The organism is Vibrio sp. VP6 (assembly GCF_028823755.1).
Classification (GTDB): domain Bacteria; phylum Pseudomonadota; class Gammaproteobacteria; order Enterobacterales; family Vibrionaceae; genus Vibrio; species Vibrio parahaemolyticus.
This window is the reverse complement of the sequence record NZ_JAPEID010000055.1, coordinates 1-24,857: the sequence shown is the minus strand read 5'-3', so window position 1 is coordinate 24,857 and position 24,857 is coordinate 1. Positions and strand designations below refer to the sequence as shown.

The 24,857-nt window shown below is 47.6% G+C and carries 27 protein-coding genes and 2 pseudogenes; 12 read left to right on the top strand and 17 right to left on the bottom strand.

All coding sequences use genetic code 11. The annotated features are described in order from the left end of the window. Both OU793_RS22340 and OU793_RS22335 read right to left on the bottom strand, forming a co-directional pair. Positions 1 to 197, bottom strand: a pseudogene (locus OU793_RS22340) (hypothetical protein); the annotation flags it as partial. Positions 198 to 444: 247 nt separating this feature from the next. After that, complete coding sequence (locus OU793_RS22335; protein ID WP_159404218.1) at positions 445 to 696, bottom strand: hypothetical protein; 252 nt, start codon at positions 694 to 696, stop codon at positions 445 to 447. Positions 697 to 1,193: 497 nt separating this feature from the next. Between OU793_RS22335 and OU793_RS22330 the strand changes: the two are divergent. Further along, positions 1,194 to 1,832: pseudogene (locus tag OU793_RS22330) on the top strand (ATP-binding protein); the annotation flags it as partial. 56 nt (positions 1,833 to 1,888) lie between these two features. Here the strand turns inward: OU793_RS22330 and OU793_RS22325 are convergent. Then, positions 1,889 to 2,845, bottom strand: coding sequence for a DUF2860 domain-containing protein (locus OU793_RS22325; protein WP_024699616.1), 957 nt, complete (start codon positions 2,843 to 2,845; stop codon positions 1,889 to 1,891). 162 nt (positions 2,846 to 3,007) lie between these two features. On the opposite strand from OU793_RS22325, the gene OU793_RS22320 reads away from it, so the two are divergent. After that, positions 3,008 to 3,886: an acyltransferase gene (locus tag OU793_RS22320; RefSeq protein WP_017449322.1), complete on the top strand. Its 879-nt coding sequence runs from the start codon at positions 3,008 to 3,010 to the stop codon at positions 3,884 to 3,886. A 41-nt stretch (positions 3,887 to 3,927) separates the two neighbouring features. Here OU793_RS22320 and OU793_RS22315 read toward each other — a convergent pair whose 3' ends face one another. The 5 genes from OU793_RS22315 to OU793_RS22295 all read right to left on the bottom strand — a co-directional run bounded on the left by OU793_RS22315 (position 3,928) and on the right by OU793_RS22295 (position 7,850). Beyond that, the gene (locus tag OU793_RS22315; protein ID WP_005454748.1) at positions 3,928 to 4,530 is read right to left on the bottom strand and encodes a thiol:disulfide interchange protein DsbA/DsbL; all 603 of its coding nucleotides are present in this window, start codon (positions 4,528 to 4,530) and stop codon (positions 3,928 to 3,930) included. A 34-nt stretch (positions 4,531 to 4,564) separates the two neighbouring features. Further along, positions 4,565 to 5,551, bottom strand: a complete 987-nt coding sequence (locus OU793_RS22310; RefSeq protein WP_020904430.1) for a serine/threonine protein kinase — start codon at positions 5,549 to 5,551, stop codon at positions 4,565 to 4,567. Positions 5,552 to 5,605: 54 nt separating this feature from the next. Further along, positions 5,606 to 7,027 carry a cytochrome c oxidase accessory protein CcoG gene (ccoG, locus tag OU793_RS22305; RefSeq protein ID WP_015297519.1) on the bottom strand — a complete coding sequence of 474 codons (1,422 nt, stop codon included), beginning with the start codon at positions 7,025 to 7,027 and terminating at the stop codon, positions 5,606 to 5,608. A gap of 277 nt (positions 7,028 to 7,304) precedes the next feature. Then, positions 7,305 to 7,571, bottom strand: coding sequence for a YihD family protein (locus OU793_RS22300; RefSeq protein ID WP_005461387.1), 267 nt, complete (start codon positions 7,569 to 7,571; stop codon positions 7,305 to 7,307). A 111-nt stretch (positions 7,572 to 7,682) separates the two neighbouring features. Further along, positions 7,683 to 7,850, bottom strand: a complete 168-nt coding sequence (locus tag OU793_RS22295) for a hypothetical protein (RefSeq protein WP_011106137.1) — start codon at positions 7,848 to 7,850, stop codon at positions 7,683 to 7,685. 296 nt (positions 7,851 to 8,146) lie between these two features. Between OU793_RS22295 and OU793_RS22290 the strand changes: the two genes are divergently transcribed. Next, complete coding sequence (locus OU793_RS22290) at positions 8,147 to 8,953, top strand: sporulation protein (protein ID WP_015297518.1); 807 nt, start codon at positions 8,147 to 8,149, stop codon at positions 8,951 to 8,953. Between the two features lie 72 nt (positions 8,954 to 9,025). After that, positions 9,026 to 9,679 carry a hemolysin III family protein gene (locus OU793_RS22285; RefSeq protein WP_024699620.1) on the top strand — a complete coding sequence of 218 codons (654 nt, stop codon included), beginning with the start codon at positions 9,026 to 9,028 and terminating at the stop codon, positions 9,677 to 9,679. A 67-nt stretch (positions 9,680 to 9,746) separates the two neighbouring features. On the opposite strand, the gene OU793_RS22280 is transcribed toward OU793_RS22285, so the two are convergent. From OU793_RS22280 to def, 6 genes are all read right to left on the bottom strand, one after another. Beyond that, positions 9,747 to 10,331 (bottom strand): DUF3157 family protein, encoded by a 585-nt coding sequence (locus OU793_RS22280; protein ID WP_193237442.1) that lies wholly within the window; start codon positions 10,329 to 10,331, stop codon positions 9,747 to 9,749. A 25-nt stretch (positions 10,332 to 10,356) separates the two neighbouring features. Next, the gene (locus OU793_RS22275; protein ID WP_005481183.1) at positions 10,357 to 11,802 is read right to left on the bottom strand and encodes a TrkH family potassium uptake protein; all 1,446 of its coding nucleotides are present in this window, start codon (positions 11,800 to 11,802) and stop codon (positions 10,357 to 10,359) included. 9 nt (positions 11,803 to 11,811) lie between these two features. Further along, entirely contained in the window at positions 11,812 to 13,188 is a 1,377-nt protein-coding gene (gene trkA / locus OU793_RS22270; protein WP_005461427.1) for a Trk system potassium transporter TrkA, read from the bottom strand. A gap of 64 nt (positions 13,189 to 13,252) precedes the next feature. Then, positions 13,253 to 14,536: a 16S rRNA (cytosine(967)-C(5))-methyltransferase RsmB gene (gene rsmB, locus OU793_RS22265; RefSeq protein WP_025796273.1), complete on the bottom strand. Its 1,284-nt coding sequence runs from the start codon at positions 14,534 to 14,536 to the stop codon at positions 13,253 to 13,255. 80 nt (positions 14,537 to 14,616) lie between these two features. Continuing rightward, the gene (gene fmt, locus OU793_RS22260) at positions 14,617 to 15,564 is read right to left on the bottom strand and encodes a methionyl-tRNA formyltransferase (protein ID WP_005461453.1); all 948 of its coding nucleotides are present in this window, start codon (positions 15,562 to 15,564) and stop codon (positions 14,617 to 14,619) included. A gap of 33 nt (positions 15,565 to 15,597) precedes the next feature. Further along, entirely contained in the window at positions 15,598 to 16,116 is a 519-nt protein-coding gene (gene def, locus OU793_RS22255) for a peptide deformylase (RefSeq protein ID WP_005461416.1), read from the bottom strand. A gap of 138 nt (positions 16,117 to 16,254) precedes the next feature. Here def and OU793_RS22250 point away from each other — a divergent pair, with 138 nt between their 5' ends. The 4 genes from OU793_RS22250 to OU793_RS22235 all read left to right on the top strand — a co-directional run bounded on the left by OU793_RS22250 (position 16,255) and on the right by OU793_RS22235 (position 19,575). Beyond that, on the top strand, positions 16,255 to 17,349 hold the full coding sequence (locus OU793_RS22250; RefSeq protein ID WP_159404216.1) for a LysM peptidoglycan-binding domain-containing protein: 1,095 nt from the start codon (positions 16,255 to 16,257) through the stop codon (positions 17,347 to 17,349). After that, positions 17,333 to 18,445 carry a DNA-processing protein DprA gene (gene dprA, locus OU793_RS22245; protein WP_159408119.1) on the top strand — a complete coding sequence of 371 codons (1,113 nt, stop codon included), beginning with the start codon at positions 17,333 to 17,335 and terminating at the stop codon, positions 18,443 to 18,445. Before OU793_RS22250 ends, dprA begins: the two co-directional genes overlap by 17 nt. A gap of 2 nt (positions 18,446 to 18,447) precedes the next feature. Continuing rightward, positions 18,448 to 18,927: a DUF494 family protein gene (locus OU793_RS22240; RefSeq protein ID WP_005461440.1), complete on the top strand. Its 480-nt coding sequence runs from the start codon at positions 18,448 to 18,450 to the stop codon at positions 18,925 to 18,927. A gap of 78 nt (positions 18,928 to 19,005) precedes the next feature. Next, positions 19,006 to 19,575: a type I DNA topoisomerase gene (locus OU793_RS22235; protein WP_140103771.1), complete on the top strand. Its 570-nt coding sequence runs from the start codon at positions 19,006 to 19,008 to the stop codon at positions 19,573 to 19,575. 63 nt (positions 19,576 to 19,638) lie between these two features. On the opposite strand, the gene OU793_RS22230 is transcribed toward OU793_RS22235, so the two are convergent. Further along, positions 19,639 to 20,772, bottom strand: a complete 1,134-nt coding sequence (locus tag OU793_RS22230) for a 5-(carboxyamino)imidazole ribonucleotide synthase (RefSeq protein ID WP_140103772.1) — start codon at positions 20,770 to 20,772, stop codon at positions 19,639 to 19,641. Positions 20,773 to 20,776: 4 nt separating this feature from the next. Then, on the bottom strand, positions 20,777 to 21,262 hold the full coding sequence (gene purE, locus OU793_RS22225; protein ID WP_005394016.1) for a 5-(carboxyamino)imidazole ribonucleotide mutase: 486 nt from the start codon (positions 21,260 to 21,262) through the stop codon (positions 20,777 to 20,779). Between the two features lie 199 nt (positions 21,263 to 21,461). Between purE and OU793_RS22220 the strand changes: the two genes are divergently transcribed. From OU793_RS22220 to OU793_RS22205, 4 genes are all read left to right on the top strand, one after another. Beyond that, complete coding sequence (locus OU793_RS22220; protein ID WP_005461456.1) at positions 21,462 to 22,019, top strand: L-threonylcarbamoyladenylate synthase; 558 nt, start codon at positions 21,462 to 21,464, stop codon at positions 22,017 to 22,019. Between the two features lie 47 nt (positions 22,020 to 22,066). Continuing rightward, positions 22,067 to 22,984, top strand: coding sequence for an oxygen-dependent coproporphyrinogen oxidase (gene hemF, locus OU793_RS22215; protein WP_140103773.1), 918 nt, complete (start codon positions 22,067 to 22,069; stop codon positions 22,982 to 22,984). A 101-nt stretch (positions 22,985 to 23,085) separates the two neighbouring features. Beyond that, complete coding sequence (aroE, locus tag OU793_RS22210) at positions 23,086 to 23,919, top strand: shikimate dehydrogenase (RefSeq protein ID WP_015297507.1); 834 nt, start codon at positions 23,086 to 23,088, stop codon at positions 23,917 to 23,919. A 3-nt stretch (positions 23,920 to 23,922) separates the two neighbouring features. Beyond that, positions 23,923 to 24,186 carry a DUF1488 domain-containing protein gene (locus OU793_RS22205; protein ID WP_005497408.1) on the top strand — a complete coding sequence of 88 codons (264 nt, stop codon included), beginning with the start codon at positions 23,923 to 23,925 and terminating at the stop codon, positions 24,184 to 24,186. Between the two features lie 7 nt (positions 24,187 to 24,193). On the opposite strand, the gene OU793_RS22200 is transcribed toward OU793_RS22205, so the two are convergent. After that, complete coding sequence (locus OU793_RS22200) at positions 24,194 to 24,742, bottom strand: gamma carbonic anhydrase family protein (protein WP_005394003.1); 549 nt, start codon at positions 24,740 to 24,742, stop codon at positions 24,194 to 24,196. Positions 24,743 to 24,857 lie beyond the last annotated feature (115 nt).

Below are 24,857 nucleotides of genomic sequence, written 5' to 3'. Positions count from 1 at the left end.
TTTAAACCTTGAGAGATTTGACCTAATCCAGCCTCTTGTCTATCTCTAAGAACCCTCTCTCTAATTTCTGCCCATCGCTTTTCATCGCTCGCGGTATACCTCAACTCTTCCTGACGCTCTCTACGTTGGCGAGCTGCTCGCTGTCTAGTTGTTTCTTGTCTTTCTTTTGGGGCTACAGGAGCGGATTCATATCTCATGGAAGTCGGTTTTACTGATAAATAAAAACGATAATAACAATATTTTCAAGTGTTTATCATCCACAAGAAGACAATCTGATGATTTAACCAATCAAATAGGCAATCTGACAGGCTAAATAAATATAATGTAGACTCAATCGTGTTGAGTTGCATTCTATCGAATAACTTTTTGTAGGATAAAATGAACGAAACAGATCTTGTAGAGTGTTTGGTCTAGCGAGTTTTGGGGCAAAATGCGTTGCAGTTATTAAATGGTGAAGTGTTTTTCCTCGTATTCTTCAACCAATGCTGCGAGCCTTTCAAGCTCGTCTCCTTCAGGAGTGCCGGATTCGGCTACATCAAGCAGTGATTTAATTCGCTTCAACGCGGCCATGTAATCACTTTCAGAAATTTCAAGGCCCAACTCATCCAATGTTACTTCAGCTAGTTCATCACTATGCGCAGTGTGGGGCGTCATCCCCTTGACCAGTTCTTTTTCAGATAACCGTTTTTTGCTCACAACTCGTCTTCCATTCAAGATAAGATTAGATAATTTATAGCATACTGAGTTATTAACTACGGGTAAGGTTTGTCCTGAAACACGGGATGGGGCATTAGTTAGTTCTATTGCCGAAGCGACGAGATCAGAAGCGGGTTAGAGCAGAGGTGATTTACGAAACAACCTGTTGGACAATTGGGAAACAGCTTGTTTCACGAATAAATCTCATGACGGCTTCTTGCGCTCTAAACACATCTTGGGGCATAACTGTTTTAGCTGGCAGTTTCGCTCTCTATCTGAATTCTGTGACTGAATCCGTTGTTGCGCCTCACGAATAAGTGAATATTTATTCGTGAGGAGGGGTTAGATGAAGACGTCAGATTGAATGGATAACATAGCTACTTGCTCGACTAAATAGAAAAATGAATGACCTATCGTTCCGCTAGCATCTGAAGCGATGCGCTCCACTAATTCGGACAACACTCACAACATTCAAAGTCTCAAATTGACAATATTTATTACTCAAACTCGATATTAGGAAAATGCCGGAGTTTGACCGTAAAGTGTTGGACTCGTTACGAGAACCATTGGAATCGGGTGAGATCATCATTTCGCGCGCGCAGGGTAAAACGCGTTTTCCTGCTCGTTTTCAGCTGGTGGGCGCGTTGAATCCAAGCCCAACTGGCTATTACGAAGGGAATCAAGCTCGCACTAACCCTCAAGCTATTTTGCGTTACTTAGGTCGTTTATCGGGACCGCTTCTCGACCGTTTTGATATGTCGTTAGAAATTCCATCCTTACCGAAAGGCACGTTGGCGGAAGGTGGTGACCGAGGTGAACCCACGGAACTCGTCAAAGAGCGCGTCAGTCTTGCTCGCGAGAGCATGCTCAATCGAAACGGCAAAGTAAACGCACTGCTTGGCAGCCGTGAGATTGAGGCATTTTGTCCGTTGCAAAAAAGCGATGCAGAATTTCTCGAAACTGCACTGCATCGGCTGGGGTTATCGATTCGTGCCTATCATCGCATCATTAAAGTGGCCCGTACGATAGCGGATTTAGAAGGTGCTGAGCAGATTAAGCGTTCTCATTTGGCGGAAGCGCTCGGGTATCGCGCGATGGACCGATTGCTGAAACAACTCACGGCTCAAGCCGTGTAGTGGTCATTTGAGAGGAGTTCGCGGCGAGTATTCATATGTTCGCCGCGAGAACCACGTTAGAAGCTGTAGTTAAAGCCTAACGACAAAAGGTATTCATTTTCGTCATAAAAGGTGATGTTTGAATCGGTTTGGCTATAACCCGCGAAGGAAATGAACGACCAGTTCTGCCAATCAAACACGTTTTGGTATTCGTACGCGGCAAACAAGCTCAAGGTGTCATCACTGCGCGTTTTCGCAAAAGTTTGGCTAGCCGATTGATAATCTTTGAGTGCATAGCCTGCGGTTAAGGCTAAACGATGACGGTTGATGAACTTAAACCAACTTACGTCAAAGGCATAAGAGTCATACGATTCTGCTTTTCCATCCGCATCTTGGTTGATATAGGTGAACGCGGGTTGCAGTAGCGATGTTTGGTCTAGTGAAATACGATATTCGCCTTTTACGTAATAAATACTGGCATCACGCGCGAGTGAACGGTCGGTGACTTCATCTTGTTCGACATCTTTATCGGCATAAGCTAAATCAAGGGTGAAGTTTCTATCGACCAAACCTTTGATTTGAAATCGATAGGCGTTACCACCTTCATCCGTTGTTTGACGAGCCGTACCTACTTGATAAGGATTACGCCACGTTTCGCCTTTGAGGACGGTCGGAAGGTAAGAGACATCCAATACGGTGCCTGACGGCAGTTCGTACTGATAGCCTAATTGAAAAGCCAGCGTACCGACTGCCACATCGGAACGCGTTGTACCAGCATACACTTGGTGGTTGAGCTGGTGACCAAACGTGTAGGCGACACTTCCGAGCGGCGCTGCGATGACGGTTGTGTCGCTTTCAGCGCTTTGCTCTAACGAGTCGATGGTTTTGCTGTTGTCGGTATTAAAGTTCGATTCCGATGAAATCACACCAGCATTGATTGAGATTTCGCCGCTGAACCCTGCCGTTTCAGCGAGTTGAGCCTGAGCAGCACTGACGACAAAGGCCAAAGGCAAAAGGGTTAGCCTTGGTTTCATTCGTTATCTCCTTGTTGTCGAATGAATATTGTGATTTTGATATGAGTTTGGTTTTACATAAAACAAATCTGACCATTCTCACAAATGTTCCAATGTGGCAACGGAGCAGTATAATTACACGCTGTTTTATTACTCACACCTTATCACTGTTGTTTGGTTATCATGTTGGCATATTTGTTATTTTTTTTTAACGCTTCTTTTGTGATCCTCAATTCTGCGATTTGTTCACTCGTAATTTGTGTCATCGCTATTTTTAAGATCCTACTTCCGACCGCGCAGTTAAAAGCTAAAGGGACGGAAGCTGCCAACAAAGTGATGTGGATTTGGGCGACCGTCAATGCGGGGATTCTTGCCTTGTCTAACCGTGTGGAGTGGGACGTTCAAGGCATCGAGAATCTGAAAAAAGATGGTTGGTATTTGCTGATCAGCAATCACCTCAGTTGGACAGATATTGTTGTACTGTGCTGCGTATTTAAAGATCGCATTCCAATGCCGAAGTTTTTCCTCAAACAACAACTGCTGTATGTGCCGTTTATTGGTATGGCATGTTGGGCGTTAGACATGCCTTTCATGCGTCGTTACTCTCGTGAGTATTTAATTCGTAACCCTCACAAACGTGGCCAAGATTTGGCAACCACACGTCGTTCGTGTGCCAAGTTCAAGCATACTCCAACCACGGTTGTGAACTACGTGGAAGGTACACGCTTTACTCAAGAGAAGCAGCGTAAAAGCAAAGCGGGCTACCAACATCTGTTGCAACCCAAATCAGGCGGTATTGCTTACACATTGGCGGCAATGGGCGAGCAATTTGAGAACATCATCGATGTGACCCTCGCGTATCCAGAGAATACGGACAAACCTTTTAAAGACATGCTGATGGGGCGCATGACTAAGATCGTGGTCCATGTGAAAGTGTTGCCAGTTGATGAGCAGGTGTTAGGGGATTACTTCAACGACAAGCCGTACAAGCGCCAATTCCAGCAATGGTTAGGGGATGTGTGGCAAGAGAAAGACCAACTGCTACAAGAGATTCACAAATAAAAAGGGGAGCCATGTGCTCCCCTGTTTTCTGTACGTTGCGCTTATTTTAGCGTTAGCAAGTAGTTCACCAGTGCAAAGTATTCATCCATTGATTTGATGCTTTGTGCTTGAACTAGGTATTTGTTATTTACGATAACCGCAGGAACGCCTGTCAAACCGCTGTTTTCGAACTGCTTGTCCATACGACGAACCATTGAATCAACCGCGAAGCCGTTGTAAGCCGCGTCAAATTTCTTCGCGTCTATGCCTTCATCTAGGAAGATTTGGCGAAGTTCAGCGTCGTCACGAGGTGGTTTGCGCATGTTGTGGATGCGGTTAAACATCACAGGCACCATTTGATCTTCAACCTTCATTGCGACCATCGTGGCGAATGCTTTGCTCATTGAAGGGCCCATATTGCCACCCATGAAAGACACGTGGTTCTTTTGCAGTTTGGTGCCTTCAGGTAGCTGCTTTTTAAGCTGCTGGATAACTGGTTCAAAGGTATTACAGTGTGGGCAGTAGAATGAGAAGAACTCAGTCACTAAAGGCTTCTTTGATACTTCAAGATCCAATACTTTGTAATGTTCACCTTCTTTGAATTGCGCTGCATGTGCCGACAGGCTTAGCATCAGCATAGAAAACAGTGCGAACAGTTTTTTCATCTAAATATCTCCATTTTGAATTGTTCGGCCTGACTTACCATTGAGGCATTAAAGACAGTGGTGCTTCTTCTAAGCTGGCAATCTGCTCTTTAAATGCAAGGACCTGACCTTCCCAGTATTTTGGCTCATTAAACCATGGAAAAGCGAGTGGAAATGCCGGGTCATGCCAACGTTTTGCTAGCCATGCCATATAGTGCACCATTCGTAGACCGCGAAGCGGCTCGATTAGTTTCAATTCCGCGGCGTTAAAATCGCAAAACTCTTGATACGCCTCTAAAATGATGTCCAGTTGCATCAGCTTATCTTGGCGTTCGCCGTTAAGTAGCATCCACAAATCTTGTACGGCAGGGCCGTTGCGCGAGTCATCTAAATCGACAAACATTGGGCCGTCGCGCCACAAGATGTTACCCGGATGGCAATCGCCATGCAGACGAATCGTTGTGAAGCTGTCTTGCCAGTGGTTTTCGATGGCTTTGATGAGCATGTCCAAGTCATTGAAAAAGCTGTTTTCTAAATGCATCGGGATCATATTGGCGTTTTGCAAAATCTCACGTGGTTGGTAGAGATACTCTTGCAAACCAATGGTAGGGCGATGTTGAAAAGCTTGTCGGCTGCCGACTTTATGGATGCGTCCTAAAAAGCGACCAACTCCTTCAAGCTGCTCTAAGTTATCGACTTCAAACTGACGACCGCCTACGCTTTCGAAGAGAGCGAACCCATAGCCTTGATAGTGGTGCAGGGTGTTGCCATTGATGCGTACGGGTGGGGCGACGGGGATTTCGTTATCAATCAGCTCAAGCGTGAAATCGTGCTCTTCTTGAATCTGCTCGTTGCTCCAACGTTCCGGACGATAGAACTTCACGACGTAGCGACGGCGCTCTTCATCGGTAAATTGATACACACGGTTTTCGTAACTGTTGAGAGGCAGAAAGCCCGATTCAGCACGAATGCCAATGCTTTCTAACGCGTACCACATGAAATCAGGGGTGAGGGCGTCAAAGTTAAACATACTTTGGGACATATAAATAAAAAGGCTCATTACTGAGCCTTTTTCCATTAATTATCGACGTTGTCGTTACAGCTTTTTGATAAACCGACTTTCAACTTCGATAGTGAATTCGTTGCTCTTATCGGTGAGTATAAACTGAATTGTGGTGATCGCAGAGTTTAGCTTGTCAGGATCGGCACCAAGGCTCATTGGCAAGTTCAACACTTCCCCTGGCTCAACTTGAATTGTTTGTTTGCCGTACCAACTCACATCGTTCAATCCTTTTACATCCAGATTGTATTCTTGGACTTGTTGAGTTTTGTTGATCACTTTTAGGGTGTAGGTGTTTTCTACTTCGCCAGCGCTGTTCACGCGGAACAGTTGGTTACGGTCGCGAATCACGCTCATGCCTGCAGGATCGACGGCGGCGATTTGAGCGAAGAACAGACCAATCATCACCAAGAGTACCGCGCCGTAGCCCAGTAGCTTAGGTCGCATCACTTTGGTGTGTTTGCCCGATAGACGGTGTTCGGTGGTGTAGCTGATTAAGCCTTTTTCGTAGCCCATGCGATCCATGGTGTTGTCACACGCATCAATACAAGCGCCACAGTTGATACATTCATACTGCAAGCCGTCACGGATATCGATGCCAGTTGGACACACCTGCACACACAGGTCACAGTCAATACAGTCACCTAAGCCCAGTTGTTTTGGATCGGCTTTACGTGAACGTGGACCGCGCTTTTCACCACGTTTGGTATCGTAACCGACGATGAACGTGTCTTTGTCGAACATCGCTGATTGAAAACGCGCGTAAGGACACATGTGAATACACATGATTGAGCGCATCCAACCTGCGTTGCCGTAAGTACAGATGGCAAAGAACATCACCCAGAATACTGGCCAGAAGTTCGCGTTGAAGGTGAAGAAATCAATCACCAGTTGTTTCATCGGCACAAAGTAACCAACAAAGGTGAATCCTGTGGCGAGCGCGATAGCAAACCAAGCGATGTGCTTGAGTGTTTTACGCATGGCTAAGTTGGCGGTGAGTTTATTGGCGTCTTGTTTGCGACGTTTATTCGCGCTGCCTTCGAGTTTTTCTTCAAACCAGATGTACATGAAGGTCCACACGGTTTGCGGGCAGAGATAGCCACACCAGACTCGGCCTAAAAAGGTGGTAATGAAGAACAGGCCAAACGCGGCGATCACAAAGAGCAGAGCGAGTAGGGTCAGATCTTGCGGATAAAGCGTGGTGCCGAAAAAGTTGAACTGCTGGTTGCCGATATCAAGCAAGATCGCTTGTCGCTCGCCGTATGGGATCCACGGTACCAAAGCAAACAGTAGCAGTAAGAACCAACCGCCGTAGCGACGCAGTTTTTGGTAAGTCCCTTTACTTTCTCGAACGTAGATGCGATTGCTTGGGTTAAAACGATCCCCGTTTCCTTTATGGGTTTTCGGGTTGAAAGTCTTGGGAGTCACATCTTTGATATCGATCTTATCCTGACTCATGCACTCATCCTTCTTAGGCTTTTTTATAATGTACGGCGGCATTTCTGGTGATGTCGCTCTGTGACATTGCTATTAATTATTTTAGTTAATACTGATAAACGGCGATTATACAAGCAATAACAATTCCTTTTCTTTAACGCAGTCTACGTTTAACAACAAAAGTCAGTACAGTTAACCTAATAAACGGCTGAACAGTTATAACTGTATTAAAAATCTATTTGATTTAGTTATAAAAAAAGCGACTCTGAGGAGTCGCTTCGAAAGTCGTGAGACGTGTTTATTTGATGATGCCGCGAGCACGTAAGATGGCGGTTTTGAAGTCATCTTCTTGGTCTTTCTTCAGGCCTGGGATCATTTCGTCTTTGCTGCTGTTGCGCATTTTAAGATGGTAGATCAGTACGTCGTCGGAGAGATCTTCCAACTTGCCGTCGTAGCCTGCCTCTTGCGCCAGTTTGACGATGAATTGCAGCAGGTTCATTTCTTGGTCTTTTTGCCACTCAGGCTCTAATAGCTCAAGTAGCTCTTCTATGCGATGACACTTCATTTCTTTCTCCACAATATTTATAAGTATTTGCGCTTAAGGTATCAAATTGCATCGCGAAGACAAATAGAAAAGGAAGGAAAAGAAAAAGCGCAGCTGGCGCCGCGCTTTTGGTTAAGCTGCTTTGATAACTTTGGTTGTAACACTCGACACTATTGCTGTCTTCTCAACCAGTGTCATAGCTGGCGCAACTTGTTTTGCCTTAGATGCAGTAGTGAAGCCACTGCGGCGGCGCATTGCACTTGTATTGGTGTGTGCGAACCTGACTGTAGTTGGGCGCATTCGATTACCTAACTGCCAGGCATATCCATTGCCGATGTAATGGCCTGATTCATTATGAGTTGAGCTTCAACTGCTTGAAGGGTGGCTCTTTTGGCTTTCGCCAGTCCAATAAATGAGTCAGGAATACCGATATGCATGCATATCATGTATAGGTTAGCACCCTTGTTATAATTGGTCGATAGTTGAGCAATTGAATTCTCTCGATTTTGTTATTTTGTCGCTCGGATCGACGCAAAAATTTGTTTTGATCCCATGATCAGCAGTAGTAGTATGAGATCTCGACAAAGGAGGTGCATATGTCATTTTTGAAGAAGACACTTGCGAGCTTTGGGATCGGCAGCGCTAAGGTAGATTCGATTCTAAATCAGGATGTGCTTTATCCCGGTCAAAGTGTGGATGTTTCTATTCACGTTTATGGTGGCGCGACAGAACAAGCGATCGATAATATCGATATGAAGCTTTGTTGCCGCTACATCGCAGAGGCTCCGGACGACCGTGGTGCGCGAGAAGGGCACAGCATGCGTCGAGTACCGCAAACGCATGTCTTGGCGAAATGGAATCTCCCGTACGCCTTTACGATTCATCCTGGTGAAGAGCGCACCTTTGACGTCAAACTCGACGTGCCTTGGAACACACCAGTGACCATTGGCGATGCAAAAGTCTGGCTAGAAACCGGCTTAGATGTGGCGATGGCGCTTGACCCTACCGACAAAGACATTCTCACCGTTAGACCCGACCCACTTATGGATGCCATATTGTCAGCGTTTGAAGCCCAAGGCTTGCGTATTCGCCAAGTCGAATGCGAAGAGGTAAAAGGTTTCGAACTGCCATTTGTACAAGAGTTTGAAATGGTGCCCACTGATGGCCCATATCATGGCGTATGGCGCGAGTTAGAGTTTGTCGCGCATCGCGATGAGCAAAACCTCAAGCTTTGGTTTGAGATTGACCGCACTCGCAGTGGCTCTCGCGGTATGCTTGCCAGCTTGCTCGGCAGTGGAAAACTCAAGCGCGAACTGTGTATTCCGGTGACAACAAACCTGGAAGACGTGGGTGAGCTTGTCCTCAATTACCTCGACCAAACGACCGCGATTCACGAGTCTTAATTTTAGCTTACACGTGTACGCTTAATGTGCCATACTAGAGCGAATATTCAAAACTCTAGTATAGGCGCATTGATGTCCTCATCGCAGAAACCTCAATACAGTCAAAGTGAAGAGCTCGCCAACACCATCACGCACGGTATTGGGATGATTTTCGGCATTGTCGGGTTAATCCTGTTGTTAATCAAAGCGACAAACCACCAAGCTGACACATTGACCGTGACAAGCATGGCGATCTACGGCTCCAGTATTATTGTGCTGTTTTTAGCCTCAACGCTGTACCACGCGATCCCTCACCCTAAAGCGAAACGCTGGCTGAAAACCTTCGACCATTGCGCTATTTATCTGCTTATTGCTGGCAGTTACACGCCATTTTTGTTGGTGAGTTTACGCACGCCACTTGCGTTTGGCTTGATGATAGTTATCTGGAGCATTGCTTTGCTCGGCATCATCATGAAGGTCGCGTTTGTTTATCGCTTTAAGAAGTTGTCGCTGATGACTTATTTGGTGATGGGATGGCTGTCGTTGATTGTGATTTATCAGCTGGCGATCAATCTGGATATCGGTGGACTTACGCTGCTTGCGGTGGGCGGTTTGGTGTACTCGCTAGGGGTGATTTTCTACGTAGCGAAGCGCATTCCCTTTAACCATGCGATTTGGCACGGCTTCGTTTTAGCGGGTTGTGTGTGTCACTTCTTCGCGATTTATTACTTTGTCGAGCCTATCTAAACTTAGCGACCTAAGCCTCACGCGTCAGCGTGGCAAGATACGCTCGACAAAGAATATCAGACCCGTATTAGCGAGTTTTCACTTCTAACACTTTGGCAGAAAACTGGTATTGCTGAGATTGCGGCACGGCCAGTTTAATGCTCTTACCTTGTTCTGCTTGCTGTGGTCTCAGGTAAGTATCCGCCATTCGTTTGATGGATTGCCAAACCGTGACCTTTTCTTTCGCCAGTTGCTTGCCAGACATATCAAACACTTGTACCTCAACTTCCACCTGAATGACAGATTGAGAGCTTTGGTTGGTGATAGACGTTGGCAGTACCAGTTCTCCATCTTCGTAGCTCGTAGAGCCAATCAGTACGTCAACCCCTGAGTCTGACAACTGCAAGGTTGGTTTTTTCGCGTTCACAACCACGGTGGTACCGACGGTTTTTGTTACGACCGGAATTGTCGCAATCGCAGGAGCTGCGACAGTTTCAACCGCGCTGGTTGTGGTTTGGGCTACGGCCTCTTTTGGCGCAGAACTTGTCATCACGTATTCCCAAGTAAAGTCATCGTTCAACTTCACTTCTCGACCGTCGGCTAAAGTGACGACTTCAGCGGCGTAGGCGGATGAGGTGGCGAGTAGGGTCGCCAGAGTGATCCATGTTTTCATTGTCATACCTTTTATTTGTGTCTGCTTAACGGCGCCAAAACGCAGGGAAGAACAGTACAAGAATAGTCAGAATCTCCAAGCGGCCCATCAACATACCAAAGCTTAGAAGCCATTTAGCGGCATCTGGTAGTGGCGCGAAGTTACCGGTTGGGCCGATCACGCTACCCATGCCAGGACCCACGTTGGCAACGGCGGTGATTGAGCCAGAAATGCTGGTCACGGGATCAAGACCAAGGGCACTTAAACAGCCAGCGATAAAGATGATGGTGATAAAGAACATCAACCCAAACGCCACCACAGAGCGCACGATGTCGTCGTTCACAGGACGTTGGTTGTAACGTTGCACGAAAACGCCGGATGGATGAATCAGTTTCATGATCTGTTTGTTCAACAGCGTCATAGCAATTTGGAAACGGAAGATTTTAATCCCGCCTGCGGTTGAGCCAGAACATGCCCCAGCCATCATTAAGAAGGCAAAGAGCGTGGTTGGCAGAGCGCCCCAAGCGGTGAAATCTTCCAAGCCGAACCCGGTGGTTGTCACCACAGAAACGATGTTGAACATCGACACTCGCAGGGCATCCAAAATGGTGTAACCATCGCGAATCACTAGCCAAGCGGCAACCACTAAGCTTGAGAACAAGAACAAGTATGCAAAGCCTCGTACCTGTGCATCTTTGACCAGAATATCGATGCTGCGTTTGCGTAGAGCGGCAACAAACAATAGAAATGGCAGACCGCCCAAGAACATGAAAGTGGTCGCGACCCAGTGCGCGCCGTTGGAGAAGTTGTTCATTGAGCTATCGGAGGTCGAGTAACCGCCGGTAGATAGGGTGGTAAAGGCGTGGTTGATCGCTTCAAACAGGTTCATGCCCGTCAGAACATAGCCACCAATGCACATGCCCGTTAAGATCAGATACACCAACACGATGTTCTTCGCTACGGTTTTGGCTCTTGGGCTGCTTTTATCTGACCAGTCGGACGATTCCGTTTGGAACAGCTTCATACCACCGACGTTCAACATGGGTAGGATTGCCACCGCCATTACGATAAAGCCAATGCCACCCAGCCATTGCAAGATGGAGCGCCATAACAAAATGCTCGGCGCCATGTTGTCCAAGCCACTGAGCACTGTGGAGCCCGTGGTGGTGATCCCCGACATGGTTTCGAAGTAGGCATCGGTGAAGCTGATGTGGTTAATGAACACAAATGGCAACGCGGCGAACGCGCTGGCGATGGTCCAGACCAAACTGGTGATGAGGAACATGTCGCGCACACTGAGTTTGAACTTGGCGGTTCGGCCAATCGTCAAACAGATGAAGGCGGCAAGGTGCGTGATCACAACGGCTTGGGCGAAATCGAGGAAACCGCCCGTACCTGTGAAGAAAGCGACCAAAGTCGGCACGTACATAAAAAGGGCCAGTTTGGATAAAACCAGCCCGATAACAAACAGTACGGGACGTAAGTTGACCATAGGAAAATCCTAGAGGAAGAATGGGCTCGGCTGGAACAGCGCTTCGACGTCTGGTACGTACTTTTTGTCGACCAAGAACATCACGACGTGGTCATCTTGCTCGATGACGGTACGATCGTGTGCGATAAGAACTTCTTCGCCACGAACGACAGCACCAATGGTGGTTCCCGGTGGCAGTTTAATGTCGCCAATCGCTCGGCCAACCACTTTGGATGTGGTTTCGTCACCGTGCGCTACGGCTTCGATAGCTTCCGCCGCACCGCGACGCAGAGACGATACGTTTACGATGTCTGCACGGCGAACGTGCGTCAGCAAGGCGGAAATGGTTGCTTGCTGTGGTGAGATGGCCACATCAATCACGCCGCCTTGGACTAAGTCAACGTACGCGCCGCGTTGGATCAGTACCATCACCTTCTTCGCGCCCATGCGTTTTGCCAGCATAGCGGACATGATGTTGGTTTCATCTTCGTTGGTGAGAGCGATGAATACGTCAACTTGGTCGATGTTTTCTTCAGTCAGCAGTTCTTGGTCTGCGGCATCGCCACAGAACACGATGGTGTTCTCTAATTGTTCAGACAGCTTTTCTGCACGCTGATAGTCGCGCTCAATCAGCTTCACGCTGTAAGTTTGCTCTAGGCGTTTTGCCAAGCTTGCGCCGATGTTACCCCCGCCAACAATCATGATGCGGCGGTAAGGTTTTTCTAGGCGCTGTAGCTCACTCATTACAGAGCGAATGTGGTTGCTTGCGGCGACGAAGAACACTTCATCATCGGCTTCAATAATGGTGGTGCCTTGCGGGCGAATCGGACGGCCTTGACGGAAAATCGCTGCCACACGGGTATCGATGTGCGGCATGTGCTCACGCAAAGCAGACAGCGCGTTACCCACCAACGGGCCACCGTAGTAGGCTTTTACCGCCACTAGGCTGACTTTCTGTTCAGCAAAGCTCACCACTTGCAGCGCGCCCGGGTATTGGATCAGACGTTCGATGTAGCTGGTTACCAGCTCTTCTGGTGCAATCAGGTGGTCGACGGGGATCGCACCAGACTTAAATAGGGCTTCTTTTTCTGCCAAGTATTCTGGAGAGCGAATACGTGCAACGCGGTTTGGGGTGTTGAATAGAGTGAACGCGACCTGACAGGCGGCCATGTTGGTTTCATCAGTGTTGGTTACTGCGACGAGCATATCGGCGTCTTGCGCACCAGCTTCGTGCAGCACGTCGGGGTGGCTCGCATGGCCATTGACCACACGCAGGTCGTATTTGTCCTGCAATTCACGCAGTCGGTCGGCATTGTTGTCGACGATGGTGATGTCGTTGTTTTCACCCACTAGGTTTTCTGCCAGTGTGCCGCCAACCTGACCTGCACCAAGAATAATGATCTTCATACTCTTTTCTCGTTATCTGAAAAAGGCGATTGAAATCACTCCAATCGCCCTATTTAGCATGCTGTTACGCGTGTGTTTTAGTTAGCACTGCGTAGTAGAAACCATCCATATCTTCTTCGCCTGGTAGAATTTGACGACCAGGCTGGTCGGGATCAGAATCCAGCAGTTGCGCATCCGCGGTACGTGCTAAAAACGCTTTTACTTGCTCCACGTTTTCTTGCGGTGTGATTGAACAAGTCGCGTAAACCATTGTGCCGCCGGGTTTCAGTTGCATCCACATGGCATCAAAAATTTCACTTTGCAGCTCTGCTAATGCGGCGATGTCGTCTGCACGACGTAGCCATTTGATGTCTGGGTGACGACGAATCACGCCAGTCGCAGAACATGGGGCATCCAGCAAAATGCGATCAAATTGCTCGCCTTGCCACCATTCTTGTGGATTACGCGCATCACCGCAAACCACTTTTGCCTGAAGGTTGAGACGCTTCAGGTTTTCATGCACACGTTTCAAGCGTGTGTCGTCGCAGTCAATCGCGACCACTTCACTACCCGACGTGCGCTCTAGAATGTGCGCAGTCTTGCCACCTGGCGCAGCACAGCAATCTAAAATCAGTTCGCCGTCTTGTGGTTTTAGGTAGTTGATCGAAAGCTGCGCTGCCGCATCTTGGACCGAAACCCAACCTTTATCAAAGCCAGGTAGCTTCATCACGTCACATGGTGCGGCCAATTTTATGGCGTCCATTGCTTCTGTGTGTGGCGTGCTATCAATGTTTTCATTTTTGAGTAGCGCAAGGTATTCATCACGAGTGTGGTGTTGATGGTTCACACGCAGCCACATTGGAGCTTTTTGGTTGTTCGCTTCAACAATGCTTTCCCATTGCTGTGGGTAGGCCTCTTGCAGCAGTTTTAGTAACCAGCTTGGGTGGCCGTACTTGCCAGCGTTGTTGCTGACGGCCATTTGGTCGAGTTCTTCTTGGTTGCGTTGGTAGTTACGCAATACAGCGTTAATCAAACCACGCAGACGAGGACCTTTCAGCTCTTTAGTGCCTTCGACCGTTTCACCGACTGCTGCGTGCGCAGGAATACGCATGAAGCTCAGTTGGTAAATGCCAACCAGAATTAGGTGATGGAATACACGTTGTTTGCCTTTGAGCGGCTTATCCATCAACTGGTTTGCGATCATTTCTAGGCGAGGTAGGTAACGTAGCGCACCGTAACAGATCTCTTGTAGCAGAGCGTGGTCACGAGGTCGTACCGTTTGTTGAGCCGCTGGAAGAGCGCTTGAAAGTGAGTGGCCCTTGTCGACGACAAGATACAGGACGTTAGCAGCCGCAGCGCGAACATTCATGATGAGTACCTTAAAGTAAAGGAGGGCATCTCTGCCCTCTAAAAGTTCGTATTATTGGGGATGATAACCCCTTGTATGGCTTAAACCAGCAGAGTGCCGACTTCAAACCAAGCAGCACGTGAGTTCAGAATATCCTGAACTGACATGGCTTTTTTGCCAGGAACTTGCAGTTGCTCTAGCACCAGTACACCGTTGCCTGTCGCAACATAAATACCGGTTTTATCTGCTTGCACGATGGTGCCGGCTGGCTTGTCACTGGTTTGCTCTGCCACACGGCTTTGCCATACTTTGATGCTATTTTCTGCCGCCTCAAAGTGGCTCATTGGCCATGGGTTAAATGCACGAACGCAGCGCTCAATGTGCGCCGCATCGTCGTTCCAGTTGATGCGTGCTTCTTCTTTGCTGAGTTTTTTCGCATAGTTCGCTAGCTCATCGTCTTGCTTCACTGGCACTGCTTTACCCGCAGCAATGTCTGCTAGGCAGTCAATCAGGGCTTCTGGACCAAGCTCAGCCAATTTTTCGTACATTGAAGCGCTTGTATCTGTCGCTTCGATTGGCAGAGTTGCAATCTTCAGCATATCACCGGTGTCGAGACCGATGTCCATCTGCATGATGGTCACGCCAGTCTCTGCATCGCCCGCCCAAATAGAGCGTTGGATTGGAGCCGCACCACGCCAACGAGGTAGGATAGAACCATGTACGTTGATACAACCCAGTTTCGGGGTATCAAGAACCGCTTGTGGCAGTAGCATACCGTATGCCACGACAACCATGAGATCGGCGTTCAGATCGGCAAGTTCTTGTTTCGCTTCGTCGGACTTAAAGCTTTCAGGTTGGTAAACCGGGATGTTGTGTTCCAGCGCCAGTTGTTTTACCGGTGGCGCAGCCAATTTCTTGCCACGACCCGCTGGACGATCTGGGTTTGTGTAAACCGCGATTACTTCATGCTCCGAAGACAACAACGCCGCCAAGTGACGGGCGGCGAAATCCGGAGTACCTGCAAAGACAATACGTAAAGACTGACTCAAGGTAGACTTCCTTCTAATTGGTATGGTTCGAGATTAAGCGTTTTGCTGCTTCTCGTTAAAGCGTTTGATTTTTGCTAGCTTGTCCTGAATGCGTTTGCGTTTCAGTGGTGATAGGTAATCCACGAATAGCTTACCTTGTAGGTGATCAAGCTCGTGTTGAACACAAATCGCTAGCAGGTCGTCGGCTTCAAAGGTGAACTCTTTGCCATCACGATCCAGTGCTTTAACGGTAACTTCTGCAGCGCGAGGCACAAGTGCGCGTGCACCTGGTACCGACAGACAGCCTTCTTCGATGCCATCTTCGCCACGCTTTTCCAGAATCTCAGGGTTGATTAGCACCATCGGCTCATCGCGAGTTTCTGAAATATCAATCACTACGATACGTTTGTGGATATCAACCTGCGTTGCAGCAAGGCCAATACCTTCTTCGTCGTACATGGTTTCAATCATGTCATCGACGATTTTTTGAATCTCAGGAGTCACCGCGTCAACAGGCTTCGCGACCGTGCGCAGGCGATCATCTGGGAATGTTAATACTTGTAATACAGACATATTCACTCGAAATATTGAACTGTGCCGAAACAGCACAAACCTTGTTGGCTCAATTCTAGACATTTTATGGCCTAAATGACAGCATCCTTGCACCAATTTCCATTCTGGTTCCTGCTTAACAGACCAAGGACGAGGGTCATGAATCGAATTTTCCGCAACGTTGCCAGTGTTACGTTGCCGTTACTTTTCTCTTTCAACGCTGTAGCAAATGTGGATGCTAAACCACTGACTGTTAAAGATGATGCGCCACAAACTTATGTAGTCGTGAAGGGCGATACGTTATGGGATATTTCGGCCATGTACTTAGATAGCCCGTGGTTGTGGCCTCGTTTATGGCAAGTCAATCCAGACATCGATAACCCTCATTTAATTTATCCCGGAGATAAGCTGTCTTTGGTGTGGATTAACGGTCAGCCCGTGTTGAGCCTAAAACCGGTTAAGAAGCTGAGCCCGAAAGCACGCATCACAGAAAAGAAAGCCGTACCAACGGTAGCGGAAGGTTTGGTGATGCCGTATCTCAAATCGGATCGGTTGCTGGATCAAGATGCGTTGAACAATGCTGCAAAAGTGATGGGCAGCAGCAAAGGCAGTAAGTATCTGACGGCAGAAGATGTGCTGTACATCGATGGTAAGCAGACCGCTACAGGCTGGGCTATTTACCGACCGGTAGAAACCTTTTCGCGTGACGATGTTTCTAAAGAGATCACTGCGTTGCGTTTGATTGCCAAAGGCGAGCTCGTTGAGGCTTCGAGCGATTATTCTGGTTTGAAGATCACGTCTCAATTGCAAGAAATCCTGTGCAACGATATCGCTTTGCCAAATCAATCGGTTGAGAACACTGACTTCACAACAACGTTCTACCCTATGCCGTCGCCACAAGGCAGTTCTGCAAAGTTGCTAGGCAATATCGAAGGTATTCGTTTTAGCTCAACCAACCAAGTCGTGGTGATTGATAAAGGTACGTCTGACAGTCTGAAACAAGGCAGTGTGTTTGATTTAAAAGAAGACGCGCATCCGGTTTACAAAGATGGCGATGAATTCAAGAAAGAGTTTGGTGTCCTCGATAAGAAAATAACCTTACCTCAAAGCAAGGTTGGCGAGTTGCTGGTCATTCGTCCTTATGAGTACTTTAGCTTGGCGTTGATCACAACCAGCACTAAACCCATCAATAAAGAGGTCTCTGTGGTTTCGCCTCTGACGCAAGAGCCGACCACCAATGAAACCACGCAATAACGACAGTGACCTTGCTGCCTGGCTTAAGCTGAGTTGCTTGCCAGGCATCGGTGGGGGCAAAATGAATAAGCTGCTCGCCAAAGATACGCCTCGCAATATCATCAATTCCTCTTCTGAGCAGCTCTATCAATTGGGTTTGACGAACAAACAGCTGCAAGCTTGGGCTTCGGTCGATAAAGAGGTCGATGCTTGTTTAACGTGGCTAGCCACTTCTAAAAATCATCACATCCTGACGCTGGCCGATCCTTTATATCCCCCTTTACTCAAGCAAGTTGTCGCTCCGCCTCCGTTGTTATTTGTTGAGGGGAATCCTACCTTTTTATCGCAACCACAAATTGCCATGGTGGGCAGCCGTAACGCCAGTTTTGATGGTTTACACCATGCACGTCAATTTGCGGCAGAGTTGGCTCAGCAAGAATTGATTGTCACTAGCGGCTTAGCGCTTGGGATTGATGGCCATGCTCATGATGGTGCGCTACAAGCGGGTGGTAAGACGATAGCTGTGCTCGGGTCTGGTTTAGAACATGTTTATCCTGCTCGTCATCGTGGTTTAGCGCAGCGAGTAACAGAGAATGGCGCACTGGTTTCTGAGTTTCGTCCCAATGCCAAGCCTCGCGCAGAAAACTTTCCGCGTCGAAACCGTATCATTAGCGGCTTATCGTTAGGTGTGTTAGTGGTGGAAGCGGCCGAGAAAAGTGGCTCGCTTATTACCGCGCGCTATGCCCTTGAGCAAGGGCGAGAAGTGTTTGCGCTGCCGGCCTCAATTAATGCTCGCAATGCGAGTGGTGGTAACCAATTGATTCGCAACGGTGCCTGCCTCGTAGAGAAAACCCAAGATATCCTCGATGAAATACAGTCTTTACTCGATTGGTCTGTTAATCAAAGTATCGATTTATTTTCTACGCTAAATGATGAAGAAGAATTGCCATTTCCTCAGCTGTTAGCTAACGTAGGAAGTGAAGCTACACCGGTTGATATTCTTGCAAACAGGACCAATATACCTGTCCAAGAAGTCATGATGCAGCTCTTAGAGCTTGAGCTCTCTGGGCATGTTGTTGCGGTTTCAGGTGGCTATATTCGAAAGGGGAGGGGCTAGCTATGATGATGGATATACTGATGTATCTATTCGAAACCTACATCCATAGCGATGCAGAGTTACAGGTCGAACAAGACGAGTTGGAAGAAGAATTGCTTCGCGCAGGCTTCCAACAAAAAGATATCTACAAAGCCCTTGTCTGGTTAGAAGAGCTCGCAGCGCTGCAGCAAAGTGATACATCTTCTGCGATTTCGGCTTGTATCGCGTCATCATCGACTCGTATCTATACTGCGAAAGAGATGCAGCGTTTGGATTTGGAGTGCCGAGGCTTTTTATTGTTCCTTGAGCAAATCAATGTGTTGACGACAGAAACTCGTGAAATGGTGATTGACCGAGTGATGGGGCTAGAAACGAGCGAGTTTGAGCTTGAAGACCTCAAATGGATCATTTTGATGGTGCTGTTTAATGTGCCTGGCAATGAAAACGCTTATACGCTAATGGAAGAGCTGTTGTACACCAAGGAACAAGGGATTCTTCACTAACCCAATCTAGGCAAGTTCGAGTTTAGCTAGCAAGAACGCGAGCTTGTCTTTTGGTGTGTTTTTCACGAAACGGTAAGTATGAGTAGTAAAATCGACAACACCCTTTTCTCTGCCCCTGAACACGCATTGGAATACGAGCCGTGTCCTAAATGTGGCAGCGAGTTGACCCTCAAACATGGCAAACACGGCCCCTTTCTTGGCTGTAGCCACTACCCAAGCTGTGATTACATCAAAGCCCTGCACAACAATGATGGACACATCGTCAAAGAGCTTGGCGTTCCTTGTCCAGATTGTGGTAACGAGTTGGTATTACGCCAAGGGCGTTATGGGATGTTTGTTGGTTGCAGTAACTATCCGGCGTGCCATCATATTGAGTCGATTAATCAACCTGAGCCAGAAAAGCAGTCGCAAGAGCACCATGCGTGTCCTGAATGCGGTAAAGGTCATTTGGTTGAACGTAAGACGCGTTTTGGTAAAACTTTCTACGCATGTGATAACTACCCTAAATGTAAATTTGCAGTGAATCTCCCTCCGGTAAAGGGGAGGTGCGAGGAATGTGGTTTTACGTTGTTGGTGGAGAAGAAACTGGCCAGTGGTGTGAAATTGCAATGTGCCAACCGTAAGTGCCAGCACACTCAACAAGGGTAAATACATCAAAGGAATTAAAAAGGGTCGCATCGTGCGACCCTTTGTGGTTTTTGGGGCTAGATTTTAGCGTTGTGCTTGTTTCGCAAACTCGTGCACGGCTGGGAATGCCATTGGATCTAAGACATCCGCTAGAGCGCACAATCTACGGTGCAATTCTCCTGGGTAGTCACCGCATACGTTGATGTGACCCATTTTGCGTCCTTCACGTTTCTCTTTGCCGTACCAATGGATGTGACAACCATCCATGGCGAGCAATGCTTCTGGTAACGTATCTTCACCAAGAATATTCACCATTGAGGTTTCGCGAATCAGTTTGGTGCTGCCTAACGGCAAGCCGCACACGGCGCGCAGATGGTTTTCAAACTGACAAGTTTCCGCACCTTGCTGTGTCCAGTGACCGGAGTTGTGCACGCGTGGGGCAATCTCATTGACTAACAGTGTGCCATCGACATCAAAGAACTCGAGTGCCAATACGCCAACGTAATCCAGGCTATCTGCGACGGCCGTGAACATCTGCTTGGCTTGGGCTTGCAGCTCTGGCGCATCAATTGCGGTGGATAAGCTCAATACGCCATTGGTATGAACGTTTTCTGCTAGAGGGTAAACTTCAACACTGCCGTCTTTGCCACGCGCACCGACTAACGATACTTCACGGTTAAATGGCACAAACTCTTCAGCCACAATCGCTTGAGTTGGTGTTGCTGCAATGCACTCCGACATTTCTGCCCAGATCGTCTCGGTCTGAGCCGCTTCTTTCAAGCGCCACTGGCCTTTACCATCGTAACCACCCAATGCACTTTTCAGCACCATAGGCATGCCAACATGTTCAATTGCGCGTTCAAAATCTTCACGTGTCTCAATCACGTAGTACTTTGCATTACGCACACCAGCATTATCGAGTAGCGCTTTTTCAACACGGCGGTCACCGCCTGCTTTGATGGCTTCGGTACTAGGGAGGAACTTGCCACTTAATTCACAGATGTCGAGTACATCGTGAGGAATATGTTCGAATTCTGCGGTGATCGCATCCACTTGTTCAATGGCATTTTCCAAACCATGACCAAGCACCTGTTGGGTAAGAGGATGGACAACGTTACCACTGCCGACATCGTAAGCCGAGATTTGGATGTTCAGTGGTGCACCAGCCAGAGACATCATGCGAGCCAACTGACCTGATCCGAGAACCAGTACATGCATCTGATTAATCCTCAGCTGGATTTGGGTTAGCCAGTACGGTTTCCGTCTGTTCATTACGGAACGCTTCTACCTTCGCCATGATACTTTCGTCATGAGTGCCTAGGATTTGTGCCGCTAAGATGCCCGCGTTTGCAGCGCCCGCTTCGCCAATCGCTAACGTGCCGACTGCAATGCCTTTTGGCATTTGTACAATAGATAGCAAAGAGTCCATGCCTTTTAGAGCGCGAGATTGAACCGGAACGCCAAGTACAGGCAAACTGGTGAAGGCTGCCGCCATTCCCGGTAGGTGAGCTGCACCACCGGCACCTGCGATGATCACTTTGATGCCGCGTTCTTTCGCGCTGCTAGCGTAATCGGCTAGTAGTTGAGGAGTACGGTGAGCTGACACCACCTTTGTTTCGTAAGACACGCCAAATTGATCCAGCATGTCTGCTGCTAGTTTCATGGTTGGCCAATCGGATTTAGAACCCATGATGATACCGACTTTCATCTCAAACTCCTTCAAGCTGCAAAATTAGGTGAGCTGATAAATTTGTGCGCATTATACGGGGATTTTTATCTCAAGCAAACGTTTGCGTCTTGTTGTTGACGCTATTGATACATTTTATAAAAAAATTGCTTTAGTGTCTGAGAATGAATATTTGTACACTTAGTGAAAATAATACAGTCAGACAATCAGGAAGTAATCGGTGGATAACTTTGAACAAGTGCTCAACGCACTACAACAAGGCGAAGTGATTGCCTACCCAACAGAAGGGGTTTTTGGTGTCGGATGCGATCCAGATAACCCAGACGCAATTCAAAAACTACTGGATCTCAAGCAGCGTCCGGTGGAAAAAGGGCTGATTCTGATCGCCGCAAGTTATGAGCAGCTCTTGCCGTATATAGATGAATCTCAACTGACTCCAGAACAATTAGCGACCGTTCATGCAACTTGGCCTGGCCCATACACTTGGATCATGCCAGCGAGCGATAAAGTCTCCAACTGGGTTTCAGGACAGTTTGATTCAATTGCAGTTCGTGTGACTGATCATCCTTTGGTTCAAAAGATGTGTAATGCATTCGGAAAGCCGTTAACCTCTACCAGCGCGAATCTTTCCGGCTTGCCACCGTGTATGACCACGGAAGAGGTAGAGCAGCAATTGGGTGACAAGCTGGTGGCCATTCTTCGTGGTGAAACCAGCGGCCGTGATAAACCCAGCGAGATTCGTGACGCCAAAACTTCACAAATATTAAGACAGGGCTAACCCTGCTTGCTAGCCATCAATAGGTATCACGTAATAGGTAATAACGTATGTCAGCAATCGATAAGTACGCCGTAAAGCAGTTCCTGATGTCACTTCAGGACTCCATTTGTCAGCAGTTAGAACAAGAAGATGGAAAGGCCGTCTTTGTCGAAGATGCATGGCATCGTGAACCGGACGAACGTCTTGGTGGTGGTGGGCGCTCACGTGTTCTGCGTGATGGCCTTGTTTTCGAGCAAGGTGGGGTGAACTTCTCGCATGTGGAAGGGAAAGAAATGCCAGCATCTGCGACGGCACATCGTCCGGAGCTAGCTGGTCGCCGTTTTGAAGCGATGGGGGTCTCTTTGGTTATCCATCCCAAAAACCCTTACATCCCAACTTCTCATGCGAATGTGCGTTTCTTTATCGCAGAGAAAGAGGGCGAAGAGCCAATTTGGTGGTTTGGTGGTGGTTTCGACCTGACTCCTTTCTATCCTTTCGAAGAAGATTGTCAGTCATGGCACGATACAGCTAAGGCAATCTGTGCCCCATTTGGTGAAGAAGTATATGCAGAACACAAAGCGTGGTGTGATAAGTACTTCTTCTTGCCACATCGAAACGAAACTCGTGGTGTCGGTGGTTTGTTCTTTGATGATTTGAATCACTGGGAGTTTGATAAGTGTTTCGATTACATCAAAGCGGTGGGTGAAGGCTATTGCCAAGCTTACTTGCCGATTGTGTCTCGTCGTAAAGACATCGAATATGGCGAGCGCGAACGTGAATTCCAACTTTACCGTCGTGGTCGTTATGTTGAGTTCAACTTAGTCTACGACCGTGGCACCTTATTTGGTTTACAAAGTGGTGGGCGTACCGAGTCGATTCTGATGTCGATGCCGCCGTTAGCGCGATGGGAGTACCGCTACGAACCAGAAGCAGGAACGCCTGAAGCCGAACTTTACGAGCGATACCTGAAACCACGCGAATGGTAAGCACGGAATCTCCTTTTCTATATAGATAGATAGTGATAGGGTCATCTGTAATCAGATGGCCCTGTTTTCTCTATATCTAAGTAAGGAATAAAGGTAAGGACATGACCCCGCAAATCGATCGTTACGCCGTGTTTGGTAACCCTATCGGGCACAGCAAGTCGCCATTTATCCATACACTCTTTGCTCGTCAAACTAATCAGTCCCTAACATACACCGCAGAGTGTGCGCCTGTGGGTGGATTTATCGAGGCGGCGAAAGCATTTTTTGCTGACGGCGGCAAAGGCTGTAACGTGACCTTGCCTTTTAAAGAAGATGCCTATCAATTTGCTAGCCGTTTGACCGAGCGTGCTCAGCTTGCTGGAGCAGTGAATACACTTAAGAAGCTTGATGATGGTGAAATCATTGGTGATAACACTGATGGTGCAGGCTTAGTGCAGGACTTGTTGCAACATCAAGTCGTTTTAGAAGGCGCACGTATCCTGATCATAGGAGCTGGTGGTGCCGCTCGAGGAGTGATTAAACCATTGCTCGATCAAAAACCAACATCTCTAACGATAACTAATCGTACATTTTCCAAAGCCGAAGAATTGGCAGAATTGTTTTCTGCGTATGGCCCTGTTACAGCAAAAGAGATGAATACCATTGCTGAAGAGTTCGATGTCATAATCAACTCTACGTCTGCATCATTGAGTGGTGAGTTACCTGCGATCTCTTCCTCGGTGTTCGCCGCCAATAGTACAAGCTACGACATGATGTATGGCAAAGGTGATACCACATTTAACCAATGGGCTAAGCAACACGGTGCGGCACATGCTTATGATGGTTTAGGTATGTTAGTTGGCCAAGCTGCTGAGAGTTTTATGTTATGGCGCGGTCTTCGTCCTGGGGCCAAACAGATTTTGCGTGAATTAAGAAAGAACCTTGAAGGTCAATAAGCGATGAATCAATCCATCTTATTCCCAGACATGCAATCATGGGATGAAGTATCACAATCAGTAAACTTTGCGGCGCAACAATCTGGTGCGCTAATAGAATGCTTTGTGACGAAACAAAAGTTAGAAAAGTTATCTGGCTCAGAGTTAGATACGGAGCAGGCCGTGATCGCCGCTTTTATTGACTACCGATTTGATCTGGAAGAAATAGCAGAAGAGTTAATAGAAGATGAAGCCTTCAACGAAGAAGGCCATATTATCATCGGCTAACAGACCTTTAGTTCAAGTCTTCTACTTCATGTAAGTAGTCGTTTTTGTTTTGAACATAGTTATTGGCAGACTTTTGCAAAAAAGCTCGTTCTGTCTCTGATAGAGGGCGAGCTTGTTTTACTGGACTACCGACATAAAGATAACCGCTTTCTAATCTCTTTCCTGGCGGTACTAAACTGCCCGCTCCAATCATCACCTCTGATTCAATAACGACAGCATCTAAAACAATCGCCCCCATACCAACCAAAACACGATCGTGGATCTCACAACCGTGCAGCATCACTTTGTGGCCAATCGTAACGTCATTGCCAATAATAAGTGGATAGCCGTTTGGGTTTTCGGCGTTCTTATGGGTGACATGCAAGACACTGCCATCTTGAATATTAGTTCGATCACCAATGTGAATGTGGTTCACATCGCCTCGTGCCGCTACTAATGGCCAAATGCTAGAATCGTCCCCAATACGGATATCTCCGACTAACACTGAGGTTGAGTCAACGTAAACACGCTCACCAAGTTGAGGCTTTATACCTTTGTAGCTTCTAATTGAGCTCATCTTTTCTCCTTATTAGGGGCAATTACAGGGGACATGGAGGTAGAATAGTGGTGAAAACTCGCCTTTTAGAATAAAAAACACCCAAACGATAAAAAAATCAAAAAAAACGTGAAAA